General features: G+C 62.6%; 21 protein-coding genes. 16 read left to right on the top strand and 5 right to left on the bottom strand.

The genetic code is table 11. The annotated features are described in order from the left end of the window. Positions 1-20: 20 nt before the first annotated feature. Positions 21-191: a hypothetical protein gene (locus HDG33_RS15440; RefSeq protein WP_184029581.1), complete on the bottom strand. Its 171-nt coding sequence runs from the start codon at positions 189-191 to the stop codon at positions 21-23. A gap of 24 nt (positions 192-215) precedes the next feature. On the opposite strand from HDG33_RS15440, the gene HDG33_RS15435 reads away from it, so the two are divergent. The 6 genes from HDG33_RS15435 (at position 216) to HDG33_RS15410 (ending at position 5145) form a co-directional block, all read left to right on the top strand. Then, positions 216-767 (top strand): RNA polymerase sigma factor, encoded by a 552-nt coding sequence (locus HDG33_RS15435; RefSeq protein ID WP_184029578.1) that lies wholly within the window; start codon positions 216-218, stop codon positions 765-767. Beyond that, the gene (locus HDG33_RS15430) at positions 767-1699 is read left to right on the top strand and encodes an anti-sigma factor (protein ID WP_184029575.1); all 933 of its coding nucleotides are present in this window, start codon (positions 767-769) and stop codon (positions 1697-1699) included. Before HDG33_RS15435 ends, HDG33_RS15430 begins: the two co-directional genes overlap by 1 nt. After that, positions 1683-2747 carry a catalase family peroxidase gene (locus HDG33_RS15425; protein ID WP_184030016.1) on the top strand — a complete coding sequence of 355 codons (1065 nt, stop codon included), beginning with the start codon at positions 1683-1685 and terminating at the stop codon, positions 2745-2747. The genes HDG33_RS15430 and HDG33_RS15425 overlap by 17 nt, the downstream gene beginning before the upstream one ends. Positions 2748-2968: 221 nt before the next feature. Then, on the top strand, positions 2969-3853 hold the full coding sequence (locus HDG33_RS15420; protein ID WP_184029572.1) for an anti-sigma factor: 885 nt from the start codon (positions 2969-2971) through the stop codon (positions 3851-3853). A 513-nt stretch (positions 3854-4366) separates the two neighbouring features. Beyond that, complete coding sequence (locus HDG33_RS15415; protein WP_184029569.1) at positions 4367-4921, top strand: RNA polymerase sigma factor; 555 nt, start codon at positions 4367-4369, stop codon at positions 4919-4921. Continuing rightward, a complete protein-coding gene (locus tag HDG33_RS15410) occupies positions 4918-5145 on the top strand; it encodes a hypothetical protein (RefSeq protein ID WP_090804235.1) in 228 nt (75 codons plus the stop codon). Before HDG33_RS15415 ends, HDG33_RS15410 begins: the two co-directional genes overlap by 4 nt. A 29-nt stretch (positions 5146-5174) precedes the next feature. Here HDG33_RS15410 and HDG33_RS15405 read toward each other — a convergent pair whose 3' ends face one another. The 4 genes from HDG33_RS15405 to HDG33_RS15390 all read right to left on the bottom strand — a co-directional run bounded on the left by HDG33_RS15405 (position 5175) and on the right by HDG33_RS15390 (position 8812). Next, the gene (locus HDG33_RS15405) at positions 5175-6581 is read right to left on the bottom strand and encodes a serine/threonine-protein kinase (RefSeq protein WP_184029566.1); all 1407 of its coding nucleotides are present in this window, start codon (positions 6579-6581) and stop codon (positions 5175-5177) included. 28 nt (positions 6582-6609) lie between these two features. Further along, the gene (locus tag HDG33_RS15400) at positions 6610-7500 is read right to left on the bottom strand and encodes a DUF3365 domain-containing protein (protein ID WP_184029563.1); all 891 of its coding nucleotides are present in this window, start codon (positions 7498-7500) and stop codon (positions 6610-6612) included. Beyond that, the gene (locus HDG33_RS15395; RefSeq protein WP_184029560.1) at positions 7497-8489 is read right to left on the bottom strand and encodes a hypothetical protein; all 993 of its coding nucleotides are present in this window, start codon (positions 8487-8489) and stop codon (positions 7497-7499) included. Before HDG33_RS15395 ends, HDG33_RS15400 begins: the two co-directional genes overlap by 4 nt. Before the next feature lie 95 nt (positions 8490-8584). Further along, positions 8585-8812, bottom strand: coding sequence for a hypothetical protein (locus HDG33_RS15390; RefSeq protein ID WP_184029557.1), 228 nt, complete (start codon positions 8810-8812; stop codon positions 8585-8587). A 95-nt stretch (positions 8813-8907) separates the two neighbouring features. Between HDG33_RS15390 and tssB the strand changes: the two genes are divergently transcribed. The 10 genes from tssB (at position 8908) to HDG33_RS36955 (ending at position 19959) form a co-directional block, all read left to right on the top strand. Next, positions 8908-9429 carry a type VI secretion system contractile sheath small subunit gene (gene tssB, locus HDG33_RS15385; RefSeq protein ID WP_090804246.1) on the top strand — a complete coding sequence of 174 codons (522 nt, stop codon included), beginning with the start codon at positions 8908-8910 and terminating at the stop codon, positions 9427-9429. Between the two features lie 8 nt (positions 9430-9437). Further along, positions 9438-10931, top strand: coding sequence for a type VI secretion system contractile sheath large subunit (gene tssC / locus HDG33_RS15380; protein WP_184029554.1), 1494 nt, complete (start codon positions 9438-9440; stop codon positions 10929-10931). Positions 10932-11042: 111 nt separating this feature from the next. After that, on the top strand, positions 11043-11546 hold the full coding sequence (locus HDG33_RS15375) for a type VI secretion system tube protein Hcp (RefSeq protein WP_090804249.1): 504 nt from the start codon (positions 11043-11045) through the stop codon (positions 11544-11546). A gap of 57 nt (positions 11547-11603) precedes the next feature. After that, entirely contained in the window at positions 11604-12416 is an 813-nt protein-coding gene (locus tag HDG33_RS15370) for a type VI secretion system accessory protein TagJ (RefSeq protein ID WP_184029524.1), read from the top strand. Positions 12417-12429: 13 nt separating this feature from the next. Then, entirely contained in the window at positions 12430-12933 is a 504-nt protein-coding gene (gene tssE, locus HDG33_RS15365; RefSeq protein ID WP_184029511.1) for a type VI secretion system baseplate subunit TssE, read from the top strand. A 5-nt stretch (positions 12934-12938) separates the two neighbouring features. Then, positions 12939-14831 (top strand): type VI secretion system baseplate subunit TssF, encoded by a 1893-nt coding sequence (gene tssF / locus HDG33_RS15360; RefSeq protein ID WP_184029507.1) that lies wholly within the window; start codon positions 12939-12941, stop codon positions 14829-14831. Beyond that, on the top strand, positions 14795-15811 hold the full coding sequence (tssG, locus tag HDG33_RS15355) for a type VI secretion system baseplate subunit TssG (protein WP_184029493.1): 1017 nt from the start codon (positions 14795-14797) through the stop codon (positions 15809-15811). Before tssF ends, tssG begins: the two co-directional genes overlap by 37 nt. 84 nt (positions 15812-15895) lie before the next feature. Then, a complete protein-coding gene (tssH, locus tag HDG33_RS15350; RefSeq protein ID WP_184029490.1) occupies positions 15896-18700 on the top strand; it encodes a type VI secretion system ATPase TssH in 2805 nt (934 codons plus the stop codon). Between the two features lie 64 nt (positions 18701-18764). Beyond that, positions 18765-19769 (top strand): TcdA/TcdB catalytic glycosyltransferase domain-containing protein, encoded by a 1005-nt coding sequence (locus HDG33_RS15345; protein ID WP_184029487.1) that lies wholly within the window; start codon positions 18765-18767, stop codon positions 19767-19769. Next, the gene (locus HDG33_RS36955) at positions 19759-19959 is read left to right on the top strand and encodes a hypothetical protein (protein ID WP_221311420.1); all 201 of its coding nucleotides are present in this window, start codon (positions 19759-19761) and stop codon (positions 19957-19959) included. The genes HDG33_RS15345 and HDG33_RS36955 overlap by 11 nt, the downstream gene beginning before the upstream one ends. Positions 19960-20003: the final 44 nt, after the last annotated feature.

Below are 20003 nucleotides of genomic sequence, written 5' to 3'. Positions count from 1 at the left end.
CATCGGGCCGAAGATATGAATCAGGTTTTGAGTCGCAGGCCGCGTGCTTCGCCGATCTGACGCTCATTGCCGCGGATGATGTTTGCGAGCCGATTGCCGCGCGTGGGCAAACATTTTGCGAACGTTGCACAATACGGCTTGGGGAAACCAGCCGGAATTGGCCAGTCGTTGGCCGCCAGCCCGGCCGCCATCAAGCCGCCATTAGCCAGTCAATCATGCCAACAGCAGAGGTTGAGAGTCTGCCCAGTCAACTGCCGGGAATGCTGCCGCGATTATGGGCGTTCTCGCTGCGCCTGTGCGGCAACCAGCACGACGCCGAGGATCTCGTCCAGCGGGCCTGTGTCCGCGGACTCGAACGCGCCCATCAATTGCAGCCAGGCACTTCTCCTCTGAGCTGGATGTTTTCGATCGTTCATTCCACCTGGATCAACGAGCTGAGAGCGCGCAACGTGCGCAACCGCTCGAGCATGGAATGGGACGACGATTTTCTGCAGACCGTTGCTGATCCCGATGCGCGCACGCCGGAAGAGAACCTGCTGAATGGCGAGATTATCGCGGCCGTCAACCGTCTGCCCGAGGCACAACGGATCGTCATGCTGCTCGTGGCCGTCGAGGGCCTGAGTTACGCCGAGGCCGCCAAGGCGCTCGGCGTGCCGATCGGCACGATCATGAGCCGCCTGTCCCGCGCGCGGCAGACCATTGGGGCGCAATTCGGCAATCGTGAAGCCACGGCGGCGCGCTCATCCAGCAGCGAGCGAGAAGTGTGATGACGATCGACGACACCACCCTGTTAGCGTACGTCGACGGAGAATTGCCGCCCGACGAACGCGCACATGTCGAGAGCGCGATCGGCAAGTCGGACGACGTGGCATCGCGCCTGTCGATACTGCGGGCGTCGCAATTGCCGTACGCGGAAGCATTCAGCCAGCAGGCGTTGCCGCCGGTGCCAGAGACATTGCGCCGCAACGTCGACGAATTGATTCGACAGCACCTCGCAGGTTCGTCCGCACAAAGCGAGGTCAATGCCGCCGACGCAATCGATACCGCGACCAGCGGTGAGTCATCGATCCCGTCCGGTGGCAATGTGCATCGGCTGAAGCCGCGCGCATCATTGCCGTGGCTGGCGGTGGCGTTCGTCGTGGGCGTGTTCTCCTGCGGCATCGCGTTCCGTCTGTTGCCGCAACTGACCGGTGGCGGCGCCATCACGACGGCATCGAATGATCCGGGCGTGTCGCCGTGGATCGCTGCGGCGGCCGGCTATCAGCAGCTTTACACACGCGACACCGTCGCCTCGTTGCAACCCGACATGCGCGCGACCGCCGCCACCGCCGCCAATATTCGTCAATACGACAATCTGGCGTTGCAGATTCCCGACCTGCGCAGTCAAGGGCTCTCGTTCAAGCGCGTGCAGCGCCTGAGATTTCGTGGCAAACCGCTCGTGCAGATCGTCTACCTGCCGGAGCATGGCGGCCCCGTCGCGTTATGCGTGCTGAAAGAAGCGAAGGCCGACGCGGCGCCCGCGCGCGATCGCGTCGACGGCATGGACGTGGTGGCGTGGCGGCGCGGCCAACTCGGTTATGCGCTGATCGGCGAGCACGGCGGCGTCGATCTCGAAGCACTCGGCAAACGCCTTTACGGCGGCCAGGTGTCGACCACCATCGGCCGCACGAACCCGAATGACGATGCCCGGTCGGGCTGATCACCAGCGAGGCCATGGCTTGCTGCTGCGCTGGCTCGCGGTTTTCGCGGCGCCTATGTTACTGCTGGCGCTGTTCGTCTGGTGCGCCGGATGGTTCCCGCCGCGCCTGACTTCGCAGCGGATCGTCGATGCATTCGAAGCGACGACGACGCCGCACCCGGGCTTCCGGCGCAACCACGCGAAGGGCATCTGCATCACCGGACACTTCGACAGCAACGGCAACGGCGCGTCGGTATCGCGCGCAAGCGTGTTCGAACGCCGCAGCTACGCCGTCGTCGGGCGACTGTCGAGGCCCGGCGGCAATCCGCAACAAGACGACGGCGAAGCCCTGGTGCGCAGCTTCGCGTTGCTGATCGCGCTGCCGCGCGGCGAGCAATGGCGTCTCGCGATGAATTCGACGCCGATTTTCGCGGTGCGCACGCCGCAGGCGCTATTCGAACAGCTTCAGGCGGAAGCGCTGGATCCGCACACCGGTCAGACGAACCCCGCAAAAATGCAGGCGTTTCTCGACGGCCATCCTGAGGCCCGCGCGTTTCTCGAATGGGTCCGCTTGCACCCGCCATCGTCCCGCTTCGACAACGCGGCCTATTTCGGTATCAGTTCGTTCCAGACTACGGATGCGCAGGGCGCGAAGCGTTTCGTGCGTTGGGAGGTGGTGCCGGACAGTCCCTGGCGTCCTGTCGAAGCCCGCGCGCAAAGCGATCCAGACTTTCTGTCGCACGCTCTGATGACGCAACTCGCGAAGGGGCCATTGCGCTGGCATCTGGTGCTGAACGTCGCGATGCCCGGCGATCCGATCGACGACTCGACGCGGCAATGGATCGACTCACCGCAACGCGAGCGGGTCGACGTGGGCACGATCGTCATCGATCGCGCGCAGGCGCAGATCGATGGTCCCTGTCGCGACATCACGTTCGATCCGACCATCCTGCCCGATGGCATCGCGCCATCCGCCGATCCGTTGCTGGCCGCGCGGTCGTCGACGTATAGCGTATCGTTCAATCGCCGAACTCGGGAGGAGGCCGTTGCCGGATCGAATGGTCATTGAATGTCGTCTCTACCGCGAGGTTTCGGGAGCGACGCCTGAGAAAACGGTTGGCAATAGCAAGTCCTGGCCAGTGATCCACGCTTCATCCGCGCGCTGCGTACGACCTGCGAACAACGCGCAACTACGGTTATCATAGAATTTGATGACGAACGGGCGGTGCCCGACCCGCGCGTTGCAGGCGAATGCTGATCGTGCTCAACTTCCTTTAAGCCTATCGTCCTATGAGACCCGACGACAGTAAATTGATCGCGTATGTCGATGGCGAACTTGACCCGTCCGAGGCGGCGTCGATCGAAAAGGAACTCGCGGTTTCGCCTGAGTTGCAGGAGAGCGTCGATCTGCTGCGCGCGTCGCAGCTCCCTTATCGCGAGGCGTTTGCAACGCAGAAGCTACCGCCTTTACCGGGCGAATTGCAGCGTCGTATCGAAGCAATGGCGAGCGCCGCACAGCGCGACGAATCGAATCACGCATCCCATGAGCCGATACCCGCAAGAAAGCCGCAGGCGCGGCTGTGGCTTGCCGCGGCATTTGTCGCCGGTGCGTTTTGCGCGGGCCTCGCGATGCGGCTTGGACCTGCATGGCTGGGCGTGCCCGGCAGTGGCGGCGCGATTGTCGCGTCGAACGACGCGACGTCGTGGATCCATGCAGCGGTGGGCTATCAACGGCTCTATACACGCGATACCGTTGCCGACATCACGCCCGACCTCGGCGCGTCGGCGAAGACCGTCACGGCGATCCGGTACGTCGACGGCATTGCATTGCGTGTGCCGGATTTGCGGGAGGCGGGGCTGTCGTTCAAGGCAGTCGCGCGCCTGCGCTTCAACGACAAGCCGCTGGTCCAGATCGTCTATCTGCCCGACCACGGCGCGCCGGTTGCGCTGTGTGTGATGAAGGACGCGCGACCGGACCAGGCGATCGCGCAACAGCAGTTGAACGGCATGACCGTCGTATCGTGGCGGCAGAACGATCTTGTCTATGCGCTGATCGGCAAACCGGACTCAACCGATCTCCAGTCGATCGCACAGCGGATCTCGAACAGGAGCGTGGACGCGTTGTTCGCGCTTAACGATGCGCCCCATGCGAAGCCGAGGGATGCGCGTACATGAGCGCGGCGCGATCTGATCGCAGTGCGGGCCATTCCGCGTGACGGCGTCCGGAGTCAAGTTCTGCCGGTTTTTTGCGTGACGGGGTATGACAGGAGAGTCGTAGTGAAACGAAACGATGACCTCGCTGGTCGTTGTTTCGCTCTATTCAGTAAACGGCGACCCGTGAGCCGCGATTCGTAATCGAGGTCATAGCCACAAACGATTGGTCGCAACAGTGGTTTTTGGATAAACATCCCCTGCGCACGCGTTCGGTCAAAATCGAAATGGAGCGGCGCTGCCTTTGGCAATTCTGCAAGTATCCGCGTTCAAGCCGTTGACGAACTCCATGCAACGGTCCCAGATAAAGAGGTGGCGTCAGATCCGCCAAACCTCTGCTCGGCGAAGAGACCAATCAACCGGTCCAGAGAAATTCTGTCTGGCCTTGTTCCTGATGTGATCGGTGTTACGACGTGACCCTCAAGCGGCACGTCGAGCCGTCGTTCAAGGGCTCTACTCGAAATTGGCCACTCAACCATGTCCACCACTGTCGTTGAGAGTTTGCCGGATCTTTTACCCGGACTGCTGCCCAGATTGTGGGCTTTCTCGTTGCGCCTGTCCGGCAATCAGCACGACGCCGAAGATCTGCTGCAACGTTCGTGCGTACGCGGACTCGAACGGGCGCATCAACTGCAGCCCGGCACGGTGCCGCTCAGCTGGATGTTCTCGATCATCCATTCCACGTGGCTCAACGAATTGCGGGCACGCAGCGTACGAGGCCGGGCGAGTGTCGAGTGGGATGACGCATTGCTAGCCGTCTCCGATCCCGCCGCGCGTTCTCCCGAAGACGTGCTGCTGAGCCGTGAGATCATCGCCGCCGTCGGGCGCTTGCCCGAGGCTCAGCGCGTGGTGATGCTGCTCGTCGCGTTCGAAGGATTGAGTTACGCCGAAGCCGCGCAGGTGCTCGATGTTCCGATCGGCACGATCATGAGCCGCCTGTCGCGCGCGCGGCAAAGCATTGGCGCGCGCTTCGACAGCGGCGCGGGACCGGCCGCACGTTCGGCTCCACCTCGGGTCGAAGTCGGGCGATGACGATCGACGACGCCGACCTGCTTGCTTATGTCGATCGTACGTTGGCTCACGCGCGCGTGGCCGACATAGAGCGAGCGATGCACGAGTCCGTCGATATTGCGAATCGCGTGATATGGCTGATGGCATCGAAGTTTCCATACACTGAGATCGTTGGCCGGCAAAGCTTGCCCGCATTGCCGGTAGCGCTGCGGTTACGGATCGATCGCCTGATCGCGGCCGCCTGACGATCGATCGGCGGCGCGAGCCGGGAGATTCAGGGTGGCGGGTCGTCGAAGGCACGCAAAAAAGCCTCGCGATCCACCGATGCCGGCAGCGCGTCGGCCAATCGCGCACGGAAGGTCGCTGCGTCCGCGCCACGCGCGGCCCGCTCGGCGATTACGTGTGCGAACGGTCCGACGTGCGATGCGAGCCGCCGCGCAGCGGCCTCGACGTGCTCGGCATCGAGCGGCATGCACGCTGCGGATGTTGATTCGATGGGCAGCGTGCTGCGCTTCGATGCATCGTCCGAAGCGATCACGTGCTGCTTGAGCAGCGTATCGAACTCACGACGAGCGGCGTCGTTGGACAAATGGCGCGCAAGCCGAACCGCCAGTGTTTGCGAGTCGGTCGCATGCGATGCGGCGCGCCGCACGAGCAGCGAGGCAATGGGGCCGACGTGGCTGGCGAGCCGTTGCTCCAGCTGGGCCAGAAACTCGGGTGGCCAGTCTGGTCTGGCAGCCCCCGCCGCTGGCGCAAGCGCCTGGCGCAAAGGCTGCGCGCGCACGACGGTATGGTCGGGATCGAGCCGCGCCATGAACGAGTCGTGCAGCGTCAACAAGGCGTTGCGCCAGCTTTGCGCGGACGCATAGCGGTCGTCTGGCCGTTTGGCGAGCGCCTTCAGCACCATGGCATCGAGTTCGGCGGGCAGGCTTGTGACATGCGTCGATGGGGGCGGCGGCATCTCGTTCATCACCTGATGCATCACGGCGGTTGGCGCGCCGCTAAACGGGCATTGCCCGCTCAGCATCTCGTACAGAACGACGCCGGCGGAAAACAGGTCGCTGCGTGGGTCGATCTCCGCGCCTGCATACTGCTCCGGCGACATGTAGCTTGGCGTGCCGATCATCATGCCGGCCTGCGTCAGGCGCCCTGTATCGAGCTGTGCGATGCCGAAGTCGGTCACCTTGCATTCGCCGCGCGGCGCGATCAGCAGGTTGGCGGGCTTGATGTCGCGATGGATCACGCCGAGTTCGTGCGCATAAGCGAGTGCATCGAGCAGTTGCGCGAACCACGTGAGCGCATCGAGCAACGGCATCATGCTGCCATCGCGGGCGTGCTGCGCGAGCCGTTGCGCGAGGTTCTCGCCGCGTACGTATTCGAGCGCGATGAACGCGACGCCTTGCGCCTCGCCGTAGTCGAACACGCCGACGATGTGCGGATGCACGAGACGGCCGGCAGCGCGCGCTTCGTTGAGAAAGCGTGCGGTCAGCTCCGCACCGGATGGCTCCGCCGTGTCTTTTCCGTCGTTCAGTGACGGGGTGCGAATCGTTTTTAGTGCTACCTCGCGCTGGATATGCGGATCGGTCGCGAGATAGACCGTGCCCATCGCGCCGCGACCGAGCACCCGTTCGACCCGATAGCGGCCGATCTGTCGCTCAGTCGCGCCGGTTCGGGAAGTCATGGAGTCGTCCACGATGTGTGCGGCACGCTTACGCCTGGCGCTCTTCGATCATCTCGAACGCTGCGACGAGGCTCGTGCGCATCCGTCCGAACGACACCGCGAGCGACGCTATTTCATCGCTGCCGCCGGCCGGCAGTTCGACGTCGCCGAGTTTGCCGAGACTCACTTCGTCCGCGGCGCGCGACAACATCTGCAAACGCCGCGTGACGAGGAAGTGCACCATCGCGTTCAGCACGACGAGCACCACCGCGAATACAGCGGCCAGTGAGACCATCAGGCTGCGCCATACCGCACGGCCGCGCGCGATCGACTCCGACATCGGCACCGACACGAATTCTGCGCCGATCACGTCGTTCATGGTCCAGCCGAAACCATTGGCCGGCCCGTACTTGTCGATCATCGTGTGCGGCGCCGCGGACGGCGTGCTGTGACATTGCATGCACGCGGCGTCGGTAATGCGGCTCGGATGGGCGAGAAACAGCAACTGCTCGCCGCCCGGCGTATGACGCTGTCCGGTGGCCTGTTTCAATTCCGGATGGTCGTGCAGATGGGCGATCACTTCGCTTTCCCAGTCGCTTGGCCGGTCGCGCGGATTGGTCGGATTGAGCATAGCCGACTTGTACGAGAAGTTCGGAAACGCGCTCTGCAACGAGTTCAGCATTTCGATGGCCGAGTACGCCGGCACCGACTCGGGCACGAACGAATATTTGATCTGCGTCGCGAGCAGCGGCGTGATGTGTTGCGCCGTGTAGTTCTGCATCGCGCTGGCGGCGTTCAGAAGCACGTCCGCATCGTGACGCGTTTCGTCGAGCGCCTGCTGTTGCAACACACGATCCGCGACGAATCCGATGGCGGTCAGTCCGATCGCGAAGATCGCGATGAACACGAGATTGAACTTGATGGCGAGTGACAGCTTCATGGGCGAACCGGAGCGGATGGGTAAGCGGAACGATAAGCGGAACGGTAAGCGGAACCGTAGACGGAACCGGTCTGGATTGCGGGGCTCCGTATCACGGCACGCGGTGGCGGCGGAAAGACCAGCGCACGCCAGTCCGGCAAATCGCGAATGCGCTGCACGACTGCGCGGCGAAACGCGGGATCGGTCAGGCGCGCGCGAAAGCGCGAAGTGAAACGCGTCGATGGATCCCTGCGCGCAGCGAGTTCGCTGTCGAGCCAGTCCGATACGTCGTCGTAAGCGACCGGTCGGATGCTGCCCGGCGGCTCGTTGCGTGGATGGGCCGGCATCGGCAGCACACGCAACGCGTCGCGGAATGTAACGGGCATCGCGGCGACGAAAGCGGGATCAGGGCCTGCTGTCACGGCGATCGTGTCGCTCGCCGCGGGATGCATGGCGAAGCGATGCGCATCGAGCTTGAGCGGCGCAACATTGCCGTGCGAAGCGCCGATGCCGAGAATGCTGGCCGCGCCGCTCTCACAGAACACTGCGTCGGTGTCCTGGACGTTGGCGTTCCGCTCTTTGCCACTTCGATAATTCCTTGCCGTTGCCGCGATGACCAGCACGGTATTGTCCGCGGGCGTGAATCGCGTGCGGGCGGTGTCGATCACAGGCGCGGCGCAATTCGCCGTGTTTGCGTCGCACGCGTGCAGCACCTTCAGCCAGCCGCCGAGCACCGCGATATGCGCGTCGCGCATCAGCATCACGCGAGTGCCATGACCCAGCGCGACGCTATTGCCCGCGTCGTCCTGGATCTGCACGCCTGCGCTCGTCGGCGTTTCGACCATATCGTCAAGCGCAAAGCGCTGCCCGACATCTGCCTGATAACGCCCCGTCTCATGAATGACGGTGACGGGCGCATCGGCCTGCACGAGCGTCCACGCCGCATTGGCATAGGGTGCAAGCAGCAGCAAGGCGAACGGTACAGACCGCTTGAAAAGTCCGAAGATCATCCGGATGAGCCTGGTTGAGCGTTTCAATTGGCGAAGCGCGGTGAATACGGCGCGTTATATCGCGCGAGTATCAACAGAACAGCCGGCTCGCGGGTTTATTCCAGGGTTTCGATGATCACAAACTCGCCTTCGCGTGTCCCATATGGTGAGCCTGTCTCTGCGTGACGCACGCACGAAAAGATCCAGTCCACGACACAACGGAATATCTGCCCGGCTGGGCTGTTCTGATTTGCGCAGACGGCGGCGAGTGTGATCTGGAACATGAACGCAACGGTTTCGACAGACGTGGAATAGATCGCGATGCTGCGCTGTTCTGGGTGCATGGACGACGCGTCTGCAACGCGGCAAGTCGAGTGCAGGCTCGTAAGACGCATCGCCGGATTCACGAAACCCTACGGATACCAGAGGAAATCAGCGCATGGCAACGAGACAGAGCAGTCAGAAATTCATCGCGCGCAATCGGGCGCCACGCGTACAGATCGAGTACGACGTGGAACTGTACGGCGCGCAGAAAAAAGTGCAGATCCCGTTCGTGATGGGTGTGATGTCGGATCTGTCAGGCGCCAATGCCGGCGATCTTCCGCCGCTCGAAGCGCGCAAGGCGGTGGAAGTGGATGTCGATAACTTCGACAGCCGCATGCAGTCGATGAGGCCGCGGGTGAACTTCAGCGTGCCCAACACGCTGACGGGCGAAGGCAATCTGGCGGTCGATATCACCTTCGAAGGCATGGACGATTTTTCGCCCGCGGAAGTGGCGCGCAAGGTCGACTCGCTCGCGAAGCTGCTCGAGGCGCGCACGCAGCTCGCCAACCTCGGCACTTATCTCGATGGCAAGTCGGGCGCGGAGAAGCTGATCGCGCAGGCGATCAAGGATCCCGCCTTGCTGCAATCGCTGGGCGCGGCGCCGAAAGCCGCCGACACCGAACCCGCACAGGAGTGAGCGCGATCATGGAAAGCCAGAATCAGATCGAGCAAGGCGTCGAGGACTCATTGAGCGGCGCCGATGATTTCGCCGCGCTGCTCAACAGGGAGTTCAAGCCGAAGAACGAGCGCGCGAAGCAGGAAGTCGAATCGGCCGTGCGCACGCTCGCTGCACAGGTGCTGCAGGATTCGCACATCGTTTCGGATGACGTGACGCAAACCATCAACGCGTATGTCGCCGAGATCGACCGCAAGCTCAGCGAGCAGTTGAACCAGATCATGCACCACGCGGACTTTCAGAAGCTGGAAGGCGCGTGGCGAGGGCTGCACCATCTCGTTACCAACACCGAAACGGATCCGATGCTGAAGATCCGGGTGGTGAACATATCGAAGAAGGAACTCGCAAAAAATCTCAAGCGCTTCAAGGGCGTTGCATGGGATCAGAGCCCTGTATTCAAGCGCATCTATGAAGAAGAATATGGTCAGCTGGGCGGCGAACCGTATGGCTGCCTCATCGGCGACTACTACTTCGATCACGGTCCGCAGGACGTCGAACTGCTACGCGGCATTTCGCAGGTCGCCGCCGCCGCGCATGCGCCGTTCATCTCGGCGGCGGATTCGACGTTGCTCGGCATGGAAGGCTGGAACGAGCTGGCCAATCCGCGCGATCTGTCGATGATCTTCACGACGCCGGACTACGCGGGCTGGCGTTCGCTTCGCGAAATGGACGACGCCCGCTATCTCGCGCTGACGATGCCGCGCACGCTTGCACGCCTGCCGTACGGCGCGAAGACCGACCCAGTCGACGGGTTCGACTTCGAAGAAGACACCGAAGGCGCGGATTCATCGAAGTACACATGGCAGAACGCTGCGTATGCGATGGCGGTGAACATCAACCGTTCGTTCAAGTACTACGGATGGTGCACGCGGATTCGCGGCGTCGAGTCGGGAGGAGCAGTCGACAGTCTGCCGGTGCATACCTTCCCGAGCGACGACGGTGGCGTCGACATGAAGTGCCCGACCGAGATCGCGATCACCGATCGGCGCTCGGCCGAACTGGACAAGATGGGGTTGATGCCGCTCGTGCATCGCAAGAATTCGGACATCGCGGCATTCATCGGCGCGCAATCGGTCGCGAAGCCGGAAGAGTACGACGATCCGGCCGCCACGGCGAATTCGAATCTGTCGGCACGTTTGCCATACATGTTCGCGTGCTGCCGTTTCGCGCACTACCTCAAATGCATCGTGCGCGACAAGATCGGCTCATTCAGCACGCGCGAGCAGATGGAGAGCTGGCTGTCGAACTGGGTCATGAATTATGTCGATGGCGATCCGGTGAATTCCAGCGAGGAAACCAAGGCCCGCAAGCCGCTCGCTGCCGCGCAAGTCGTCGTCGAGGACGTCGAAGGCAATCCCGGCTACTACACGTCGAAGTTCTTCCTGAAGCCGCACTACCAGCTCGAAGGACTCACCGTATCGCTGCGGCTCGTATCGCGACTGCCTTCCGCGCAGGCGGCCTGAGGCTTCTGCTGCATCTCACCTTGCAGGTAATCGTCCGGAGCGGCAGCGTTCCGGTCCTGATCGTTCGCCGCTACGGCGAGCGCACTCTTTGGCTCACAAATAGAGGTCACTATGGCATTCGACATGCACCTGAAATTCGGCTCCGGAGCGGTCACGATCCAGGGCGCTTCCAATCACTCGAAGCACAAGAACCAGGTTCCGATCATCGCGTGGTCGTGGGGCGCCAGCAATACCGGCAATCTGCACACGGGTGCGGGCTATGCATCGGGCGGCAAGGCCAACATTCAGGACATCACCGTCACGAAGTACATCGACAGTTGCTCGAACGCGTTGCTAAACGCTTGCTGCACGGGCGCGCGCGTCGACAACGCCTATCTGTACGTCACCAACGCAACGGGTCAGCAGACCGACTTCCTGACCATCGAGCTGAGCGAAGGGGTGCTGGTCACGTCGGTATCCACGGGCGGCAGCGGTGGCGACGAACGACTCACCGAGAACATCACGTTGCATTTCGGGAAGTTCAAGTACTCGTTCCAGCCGCAGGACGATGAAGGCAAGGCAAACGGCGGCACCAAGGATTTCACATTCGATATCCAGCAGGTCACCAAGCAGTAAGCAGGCGGCGATACCGGTCTTTTCGCCCGCTTTCTTTCATTGAATGGAGCACATCCAGTGACACTTTCTTCAGTCGATGTCAAACCTGAAAAGCTGCTCGCGGACGGTCATTTGAACGACGCGTTGCAAGCGTTGGCCGCGAATGTGAAAAACTCGCCGGCGGACGCGACGCTGCGCGTGTTTCTGTTTCAGTTGCTTGCGTTGCGGGGTGACTGGGAGCGTGCCGGAACCCAGTTGACCGTGGCGGGCGAACTGGAACGACAAAACGCGTTGATGGTCGCCGCCTACCGCGCGGCACTGGTCGGCGAACGCGAACGCGAAGCCGTGCTGGCCGCCCTGCGTAACCCGGCAACGGTCGGCGAGCGGTCGGAATGGGAGCGCTTGCTGTTGCAGTCGCTGCAACAACTGTGCGGCGGACGGATCGCCGAAGCGCTCGCATTGCGCGCGCGAGCCTTCGACGAAGCGGAAACGGTGCGCGGCAGCATCGACGGCGTGCCGTTCAAATGGATCGCCGACGCCGACCCGCGTTTCGGGCCGTGCCTCGAAGTGATCCTGAAGGACAGCTATGCGTGGGTGCCGTTCTCGCGCGTCGCTGCGCTGTCTTTCGATGCGCCCACTGATCTGCGCGACAAGATCTGGGCGCCGGTGCGAATCACCTGGAAGAGCGGTGATGAGGCGATCGGCTTCGTGCCTTGCCGCTATTGCGGCAGCGAGCGAGGTGAAGACATCGCGCTCGCGCTGGCAAAGCGTACGGCGTGGACCGATCTCGGCGACGGCTGTTTCGTCGGCGTTGGTCAGCGCATGCTGATCACCGACGTCGACGAATATCCTTTGCTCGACGTGCGCTCGATCACGTTCGAAGCAGCTTGAGGGGGCGCACGTCATGGCAGAACTGATGCCCCAGGAGCGTCTGCAGCCGTCGCTGCTCGATCGTCTCACCGATTTCGATCCTGCGCAGCGCGAGGAGAGCCGGGAGCAGCGCGTCATTACGGCCGCGCGTTTGCGCGAATACGTGACACGCGATATCGCGTGGCTGCTCAACTGCACGCGGCACTGGAGCAGCGACGAGCTGACCGGATTCGCGCAGGTGGGTAATTCCGTACTGAATTTCGGTATCCCCGATCTTGCGGGTGCGGCGTTGTCGGGTATCGATGCCGAGCTGTTGCAGAACCGGATCCGTTCGGCGCTGCTCGACTTCGAACCCCGTCTGATCGCCAGCACTGTTCAGGTGAGCGTCGAGGTCGACGAAGCGCGCATGGGCAGCCGTTCGCTGCGTTTCCTGATCGAAGCCGACATGTGGGCGAACCCGATGCCGCTCTCTCTCTATCTTCGCACCGACGTCGATCTCGAGACCGGCGTGTTTCATGTGTCGCAACACTTCGGCTGATCGTCATGGACCCACGACACTTGCGCTATTACAACCGTGAGCTGCAACACGTCCGCGAGATGGGCGCGGAGTTTGCGAGCGAGTATCCGAAGATTGCCGGCCGTCTCGGGATGGAAGGTCTCGATTGCGCTGACCCGTACGTCGAACGGTTGCTCGAAGGCTTCGCGTTTCTGGCGGCGCGCGTGCAAATGAAGCTTGATGCGCAGTATCCGGTGTTCACGCAGCATCTTCTGGAGATGATCTACCCGCATTACCTGACGCCGATTCCGTCGATGGCGGTCGTGCAGTTGTATCCGGATCAAGCCGAAGACCTTCCTGCCACCGGACACCCGGTCGCGCGGCACACGGTGTTGCGCGGTCTCACCGGCTTCGGCGAGCGCACGGCGTGCGAATACCGCACCGCGCACGACGTGACGCTGTGGCCGCTCGCGATCACCGAGGCGAGATACCTGGACACACCCGCGGCGCTTGCCGCCGCCGACCTCGTGCCGCCGCCGTCGAAAGCCGGGCAGGTCCGCGCGGGTTTGCGCCTGAAGTTCGCAACGCTTTGCGGCGTGCCGGCGAACACGCTCGCGCTCGACAGCCTGCCGGTTTATCTCGCCGGCGCCGACGATCTGCCGCGATGGCTCTACGAGCAGCTGATGGCCAACCGCATCGGCTATACGGTGCGCGCAACCGCGCCGGATGGGCAAACCATCGAGACACAGCATGACGCGTCGGCGCTGCGCGCCAAAGGCTTCGACGAAGATGACGCGATACTGCCCTACGGTGGCCGTTCGTTCAGCGGTTACCGGCTGTTGCAGGAGTATTTCGCGTGTCCGGAGCGTTTCCTGTTTGCCGAGTTCACGGAGCTGCGCCCGCTGCTCGCACGTTCGCGGGGCAACGAGTTCGAGATCGTGGTGTGGCTCGAGCGCAGCGTGACGCGCCTGCACAACGCGATCGATGCAGGCAACTTCCGCCTGTTCTGCGCGCCGGCAATCAATCTGTTCGAGCGCCGCGCGGACCGTATTCATCTGCAGCAGGGCGACACCGAGTATCACGTGCTCGGCGACCACACCCGGCCGATGGATTTCGAAGTGCATAGCGTGCTGGAAGTGCAGGGCTACGGCGATCGCCAGGAGCCGGAGCAAAGCTTCCTGCCGTTCTATGACAGCACCGCTCGCACATGGCACGGCGGGCAGGCGGCCTTCTACACGCTGCGCCGCGAGCCGCGGCTGATCTCGAGCCGCCAGAAGCGACGCGGCGCACGCTCGAGCTACGTCGGCAGCGAAACGTTTATCGCGCTCGTGGATGCCAACGACGCGCCCTATGCGACCACGCTGCGCCAGTTAGGACTGCGGCTGCTGTGCACGAATCGCGATTTGCCGCTGCATATGCCGGTGGGCAAGTCGTACACCGATTTCACGCTCGATACCGACGCGCCCGTGGCGTCGATCCGCTGTGTGGCTGGACCGACCCGGCCACGCGCGCCGACCGCGACCGGCGAATCCGCGTGGCGGCTCATCAGCCACCTGCAGTTGAACTATCTGTCACTGCTCGACGAGGAAGGCGAAACGGGCGCGGCGGCGCTGCGCGAGATGCTCGGCCTGTATCACGACGAGTTCGACGCCGCGACGCGACGGCAGATCGAAGGCATCAAGCATGTCGCGGCGAAGCCCATCACGCGTCGCGTGCCGGTGCCCGGGCCGATCACCTATGGCCGCGGGCTCGAGATTACGCTGAGCTGCGACGATGCCGCTTTTGAAGGCAGCGGCGCATTTCTGCTCGCGTCGGTATTGCAGCATTTCTTTGCGCGCTATGTCTCGCTGAATTCGTTTGCCGAGACGGTGTTGCGCACGCTCGAACGAAACGAGGTGGCCCGATGGCCCGCGAATCCCGGCAAGCGCCCGATCCTGTAGTGCTCGAAGCCACGTTGCGCGCGAGCCCGGAAGATTTCGAGTTCTTCGAGGCAATGCGCCGTCTCGAATGCGCGTATCCGCAACGGCCGCGGTTCGGTCATTCGACCAGGCCGGCCGAAGATCCCGTGCGTCTCGCCCATGCCGCGGCACTGGAATTTCCGTCGCGCAGCATCGCGCGTTTCGAGGCGGGAAAGGCCGGCCGGCCGGCGCGGCTGGTTGGGCTGTTTCTCGGTTTGTTCGGACCGAACGGGCCGCTGCCGTTGCACCTCACCGAATATGCCGTCGATCGGGAGCGGAACGCGAAAGACCCGACGTTCGTCGCGTTTGCCGACGTGTTTCATCACCGGATGCTGAGCCTCTTCTATCGCGCGTGGGCCGATGCGCAGCCCACCGTACAGCTGGACCGTCCGGAACAGGATCGGTTTCGCACCTATGTCGGCGCGCTGATCGGCATCGCCACGCCGCACCTCGACGCACGCGACGCGCTGCCCGATCAGTACAAGCGCTTTTTCGCCGGGCGTCTGGTGCCGCAAGCGCGCAATGCCGAAGGACTCAGGCGTTTTCTCGAGCACTTCTTCGGTGTGCCGGTGCGCGTGCTCGAGTTCGTCGCCGGGTGGATGCAATTGCCTCGGGACGCGCGTTTGCATATCGGCAAGAGCATGGCCTCGATGGGCCGCGACGCATTGCTCGGCTCGCATGTGCGCGGCGCGCAGCAGCGCTTCCGGCTGCGCGTCGGGCCGCTGACCCGCAACGAGTTCAACCGTTTTTTGCCGGGCGGCGACACGCTCCTGCAACTGGTGGCGGCGGTCAAGTTGTATGTGGGCGAAGAGAAGGGCTGGGACGTGCAGCTCGTGCTGAAGAAAGAAGAAGTGCCGCTGACGCATCTGGGTCAGGCGGCCCGCATGGGCTTCAACACGTGGATGGGCCGCTATGCGCAGCGCAGCGATGCCGACCAGGTCGTGTTGAGCCCGGCCGAGTGACGTCCGGCGTTCGCATGTCCGGGCATCTTTCAACTGAACTGGCGACTGCTTCGCGGCCGCCTCTGGTCATACAGGATTGGAATCATGGCTGAAATAAGTCGTGGCGCCTTGTTCGGCAAGCTCAACGCGCTGGCCTATCGGGGTATCGAAAGCGCTACCGTGTTCTGCAGGCTGCGCGGCAACCCGTACGTCGAACTGGCGCACTGGATTCATCAGATCCTGCAGCTGCAGGATTCGGATCTGCATCGCATCGTCAGGCATTTCGGCCTGGATCCGTCGCACCTTGCACGCGACGTCACGGTCGCACTCGAACGTTTGCCGCGCGGCAGTACGAGCATCTCCGATCTGTCGGCCGAGGTGGAAGAAGCGGTCGAGCGCGGCTGGGTATTCGCTACGCTGCTGTTCGGCGAAGCGCAGGTGCGCACCGGCTATCTGATCGTCGGCCTGTTGCGTACGCGGCACTTGCGCCACGCATTGCTCGATGTCTCGGGGGAATTCGACAAGCTACGCGCCGAGACGTTGGCCGACGACTTCGCCGGCATCGTCGAAGGCTCGCCGGAAGACGGCCAGCTTGCCACCGACGGGTTTCGTGCCGGCGCGGTTGCGTCCGGCGCGGTTGCGCCGGGCGAGAGCAGCGGTGCGATGGCGCCCGCGCAGATGGGCAGGCAACAGGCGTTGCAGCAGTTCACGGTCGATCTGACCGCGCAGGCGCGCGACGGCAAGATCGACCCGGTGGTCGGCCGCGACGCCGAGATTCGCCAATTGGTCGACGTACTGATGCGCCGGCGCCAGAACAACCCCATGCTGGTCGGCGAAGCGGGCGTCGGCAAGACGGCTGTGGTGGAGGGGTTCGCACTGCGCATTGCGCGTGCCGACGTGCCGCCGCCATTGCGCAACGTGCAGGTACGTGCGCTCGATATCGGCCTGTTGCAGGCCGGCGCGAGCATGAAGGGCGAGTTCGAAAACCGCCTGCGTCAGGTGATCGACGAAGTGCAGTCTTCGCGCAAGCCGATCGTCCTGTTCATCGACGAAGCGCATACGCTGGTGGGCGCGGGCGGTACGGCGGGCACCGGCGACGCGGCGAACCTGCTCAAGCCCGCGCTCGCGCGCGGCAATCTGCGCACGATCGGCGCGACCACCTGGGCCGAATACCGCAAGCACATCGAGAAGGATCCGGCGCTGACGCGACGTTTCCAGCCCGTGCAGGTGGACGAACCGAGCGAAGAGAAGACCATCCTGATGATGCGCGGTACCGCGAGCGTGATGGAGCAGCATCATCGTGTGCAGATTCTCGACGAAGCGCTCGAAGCAGCCGTCAAGTTGTCGCATCGCTATATTCCCGCGCGTCAGTTGCCGGACAAGGCCGTGAGCCTGCTCGATACCGCGTGCGCGCGTGTCGCGATCAGCCAGCACGCGGTGCCGGCGAAAATCGACGACACACTCAAGCGGATCGAGGCGCTGGAGACCGAGCAGACGATCATCGCGCGCGAGAAAAGCGTCGGCATGGAGGTGGAGGCTCGCGAGTCGCTGGCTGCAGCGACGCTCGAAGCGGAACGGCTGCGTTTGCAGCAGTTCGAAGCCGCGTGGGACAACGAGAAATCGCTGGTCCAGCAGATTCTGGCGTTGCGCGCGCGGCTAGGAGGCGAGGCCGCGCCGGACGAACGCGCCGGCAGTGCGCGGGAACCGACCGCGCACGGCGACGCGAAGTCCGACGCATCGACAAACTCGTTCGCGCCGCCGGCGCTCGACGATGACACGAGGGCAGAGGTGCTTGCCGAGTTGAAACAACTGCAGGCGCAGCTCGCCGAGCGGCAGGGCGAAAACCCGCTGATCCTGGCGAATGTCGACTACCAGGCGGTCGCGTCGGTCGTCGCTGACTGGACCGGCATTCCGGTCGGGCGCATGGTCCGTGGCGAACTGCGGACCGTGATGAATCTCGCCGACCTGATGTGCGAGCGCGTCGTCGGTCAGGACCACGCGATGGAGATGATCGCCAGGCGCATCCAGACATCGCGCGCCGGTCTCGACAACCCCAACCGTCCGATCGGCGTGTTCATGCTCGCCGGCACGTCGGGCGTCGGCAAGACCGAGACCGCGCTGGCGCTCGCCGAGGCGCTGTACGGTGGCGAGCACAACCTGATCACGATCAACATGAGCGAGTTTCAGGAAGCGCACACGGTTTCGACGCTGAAGGGCGCGCCGCCAGGCTATGTCGGTTATGGCGAAGGCGGAGTGCTGACCGAGGCCGTGCGGCGTAAGCCGTATTCGGTGGTGCTGCTCGACGAAGTGGAGAAAGCGCATCCCGATGTCCACGAAATCTTCTTTCAGGTGTTCGACAAGGGCGTGATGGATGACGGTGAAGGCCGCTCGATCAATTTCAGGAACACCTTGATCCTGCTGACCACGAACGTCGGCACGGATCTGATCGCCGGCCTGTGCCAGGACCCGGAGCTGATGCCGGATGCACAGGGCCTCGCCAAAGCGCTGCGCGAACCGTTGCTCGAGGTGTTTCCCCCCGCGCTGCTAGGCCGGCTCGTGCCGATCCCTTACTTCCCGCTCAGTGGCGCGATGCTCGCGAAGATCGTGAGACTGCAACTGGACCGCATCAAGCGGCGTATCGAGGATCGCTATCGCGTGCCGCTCGACTATGACGACGGCGTGGCGCAACTGGTCGTGAGTCGCTGCACGGAGAGCGAATCGGGTGGCCGGATGATCGATGCGATTCTGACCAACACGATGTTGCCTGCGATCAGCCGCGAGTTTCTCGCACGCATGATCGACGGCGTCGCGATCGAGCGGGTTGGCGTGAGCGTCGAGGACGGCGATTTTGCGTATCGCTTCGACGAGTGTGCGCCGCTCATCGCCGCAAGTCCCAGCATTCCTGATTAGTGTGACCGGGGCGCCGCACGCCGAGGCGGTCGAAAGAAATTGACCTTTACGAGGAGTTCAAAACGTGAAAGCTATTCCAAAGATAATTCATATTATCTGGATTGGCGGCGATATCCCGCAACGAAACCGCGATTGCATCATAACGTTTCCAAGGTTGAACCCCGATTGGGAGGTGAATCTCTGGATCGACGCCAATCAGTTACTGACAGGCGAACGTCGCCGCCAGATCAGCGTACAACACAACGCCAGCACTACGCCGAACCAATGGGATGAGGTGGCTCAACGTTTGGGTAAGGACGGGGGCGATTCGGCAACGATGAGATATCTGAATCAGTATCTGAACATGCGCGGCGAGGATTTGCGTGGAATGCGGGGCCGCCAGGTCAACTCGATCATAAACTTCTGCGAGCAGAACAGGCTCAAACTGCGCGAGGTGCAGCATGATTTGAAGATGGGTAAGAACTCGACGATTTACCGACGCGAATTGGTCAATCGCGGAGCCAACTTCGGTTCGGCCAGCGATATTCTGCGAATCGAGATTCTTCTTCAGCATGGCGGTCTCTATGTCGATACCGACGTCAGCTGCGTCAGTCCCTTGGGGGAAATCATCTGCCACCAGTCTTACCCGCGATTCTCCGCCGTGCATCCCGCCTGGCATCTCGGAATAAGCGAGAGCGACTGGGTGAATCCAAACTGGTGGGAACGGAACGTCAGAGGCGACCAGACGCCATCGATCAGCAACTCGATCATTGCGGGTCACGCTGGCAGCGGCGGCTTGAAGTCCTACAAATCGCTCATACACAGCAACTTCAGATCGATCAGGAACAGCGATGCTTTGCGAACAGAATATATGAATGACGTCCGGACGAGCACGATCAGAATGACGGGACCAACGGCAGCGGCGGAGAGTTCAGGCTTCAAAAAGGTCCGGGACAAAATGTTCGAGGAGCAAGTCCGCTCTCAGACCGCGGATCAGAAACTGCAGAACAATCTATTCATGCGAGATAACTGGTACTTCCCCATGCACAAGGTCAAGGACAGTTACTTTCACGATTGGCTTGGCGCATGAGTTCTTCGAGCGAATCCGGGATCACGTCAATATCGGGTTGATCCATAACACGCAGGACGACCGTCCCGTGGTCGCGAACGACCCGGTGGACAATTCGCGGCAACTGGTCAATAAGGGTTCGGATCCGCTCACTCAGGAGACCTATAAGGAAACCTATATCAAATTCATTTGCGCCATGGCGAAGGAATAGATCGCGTGGGCCGGGTGTTCTGTTTGCCAAAGGGCGTACTAATC

Source organism: Paraburkholderia sp. Cpub6 (assembly GCF_014201065.1).
GTDB classification, from domain to species: domain Bacteria; phylum Pseudomonadota; class Gammaproteobacteria; order Burkholderiales; family Burkholderiaceae; genus Paraburkholderia; species Paraburkholderia tuberum.
This window is presented reverse-complemented; position numbering and strand designations above follow the sequence as displayed.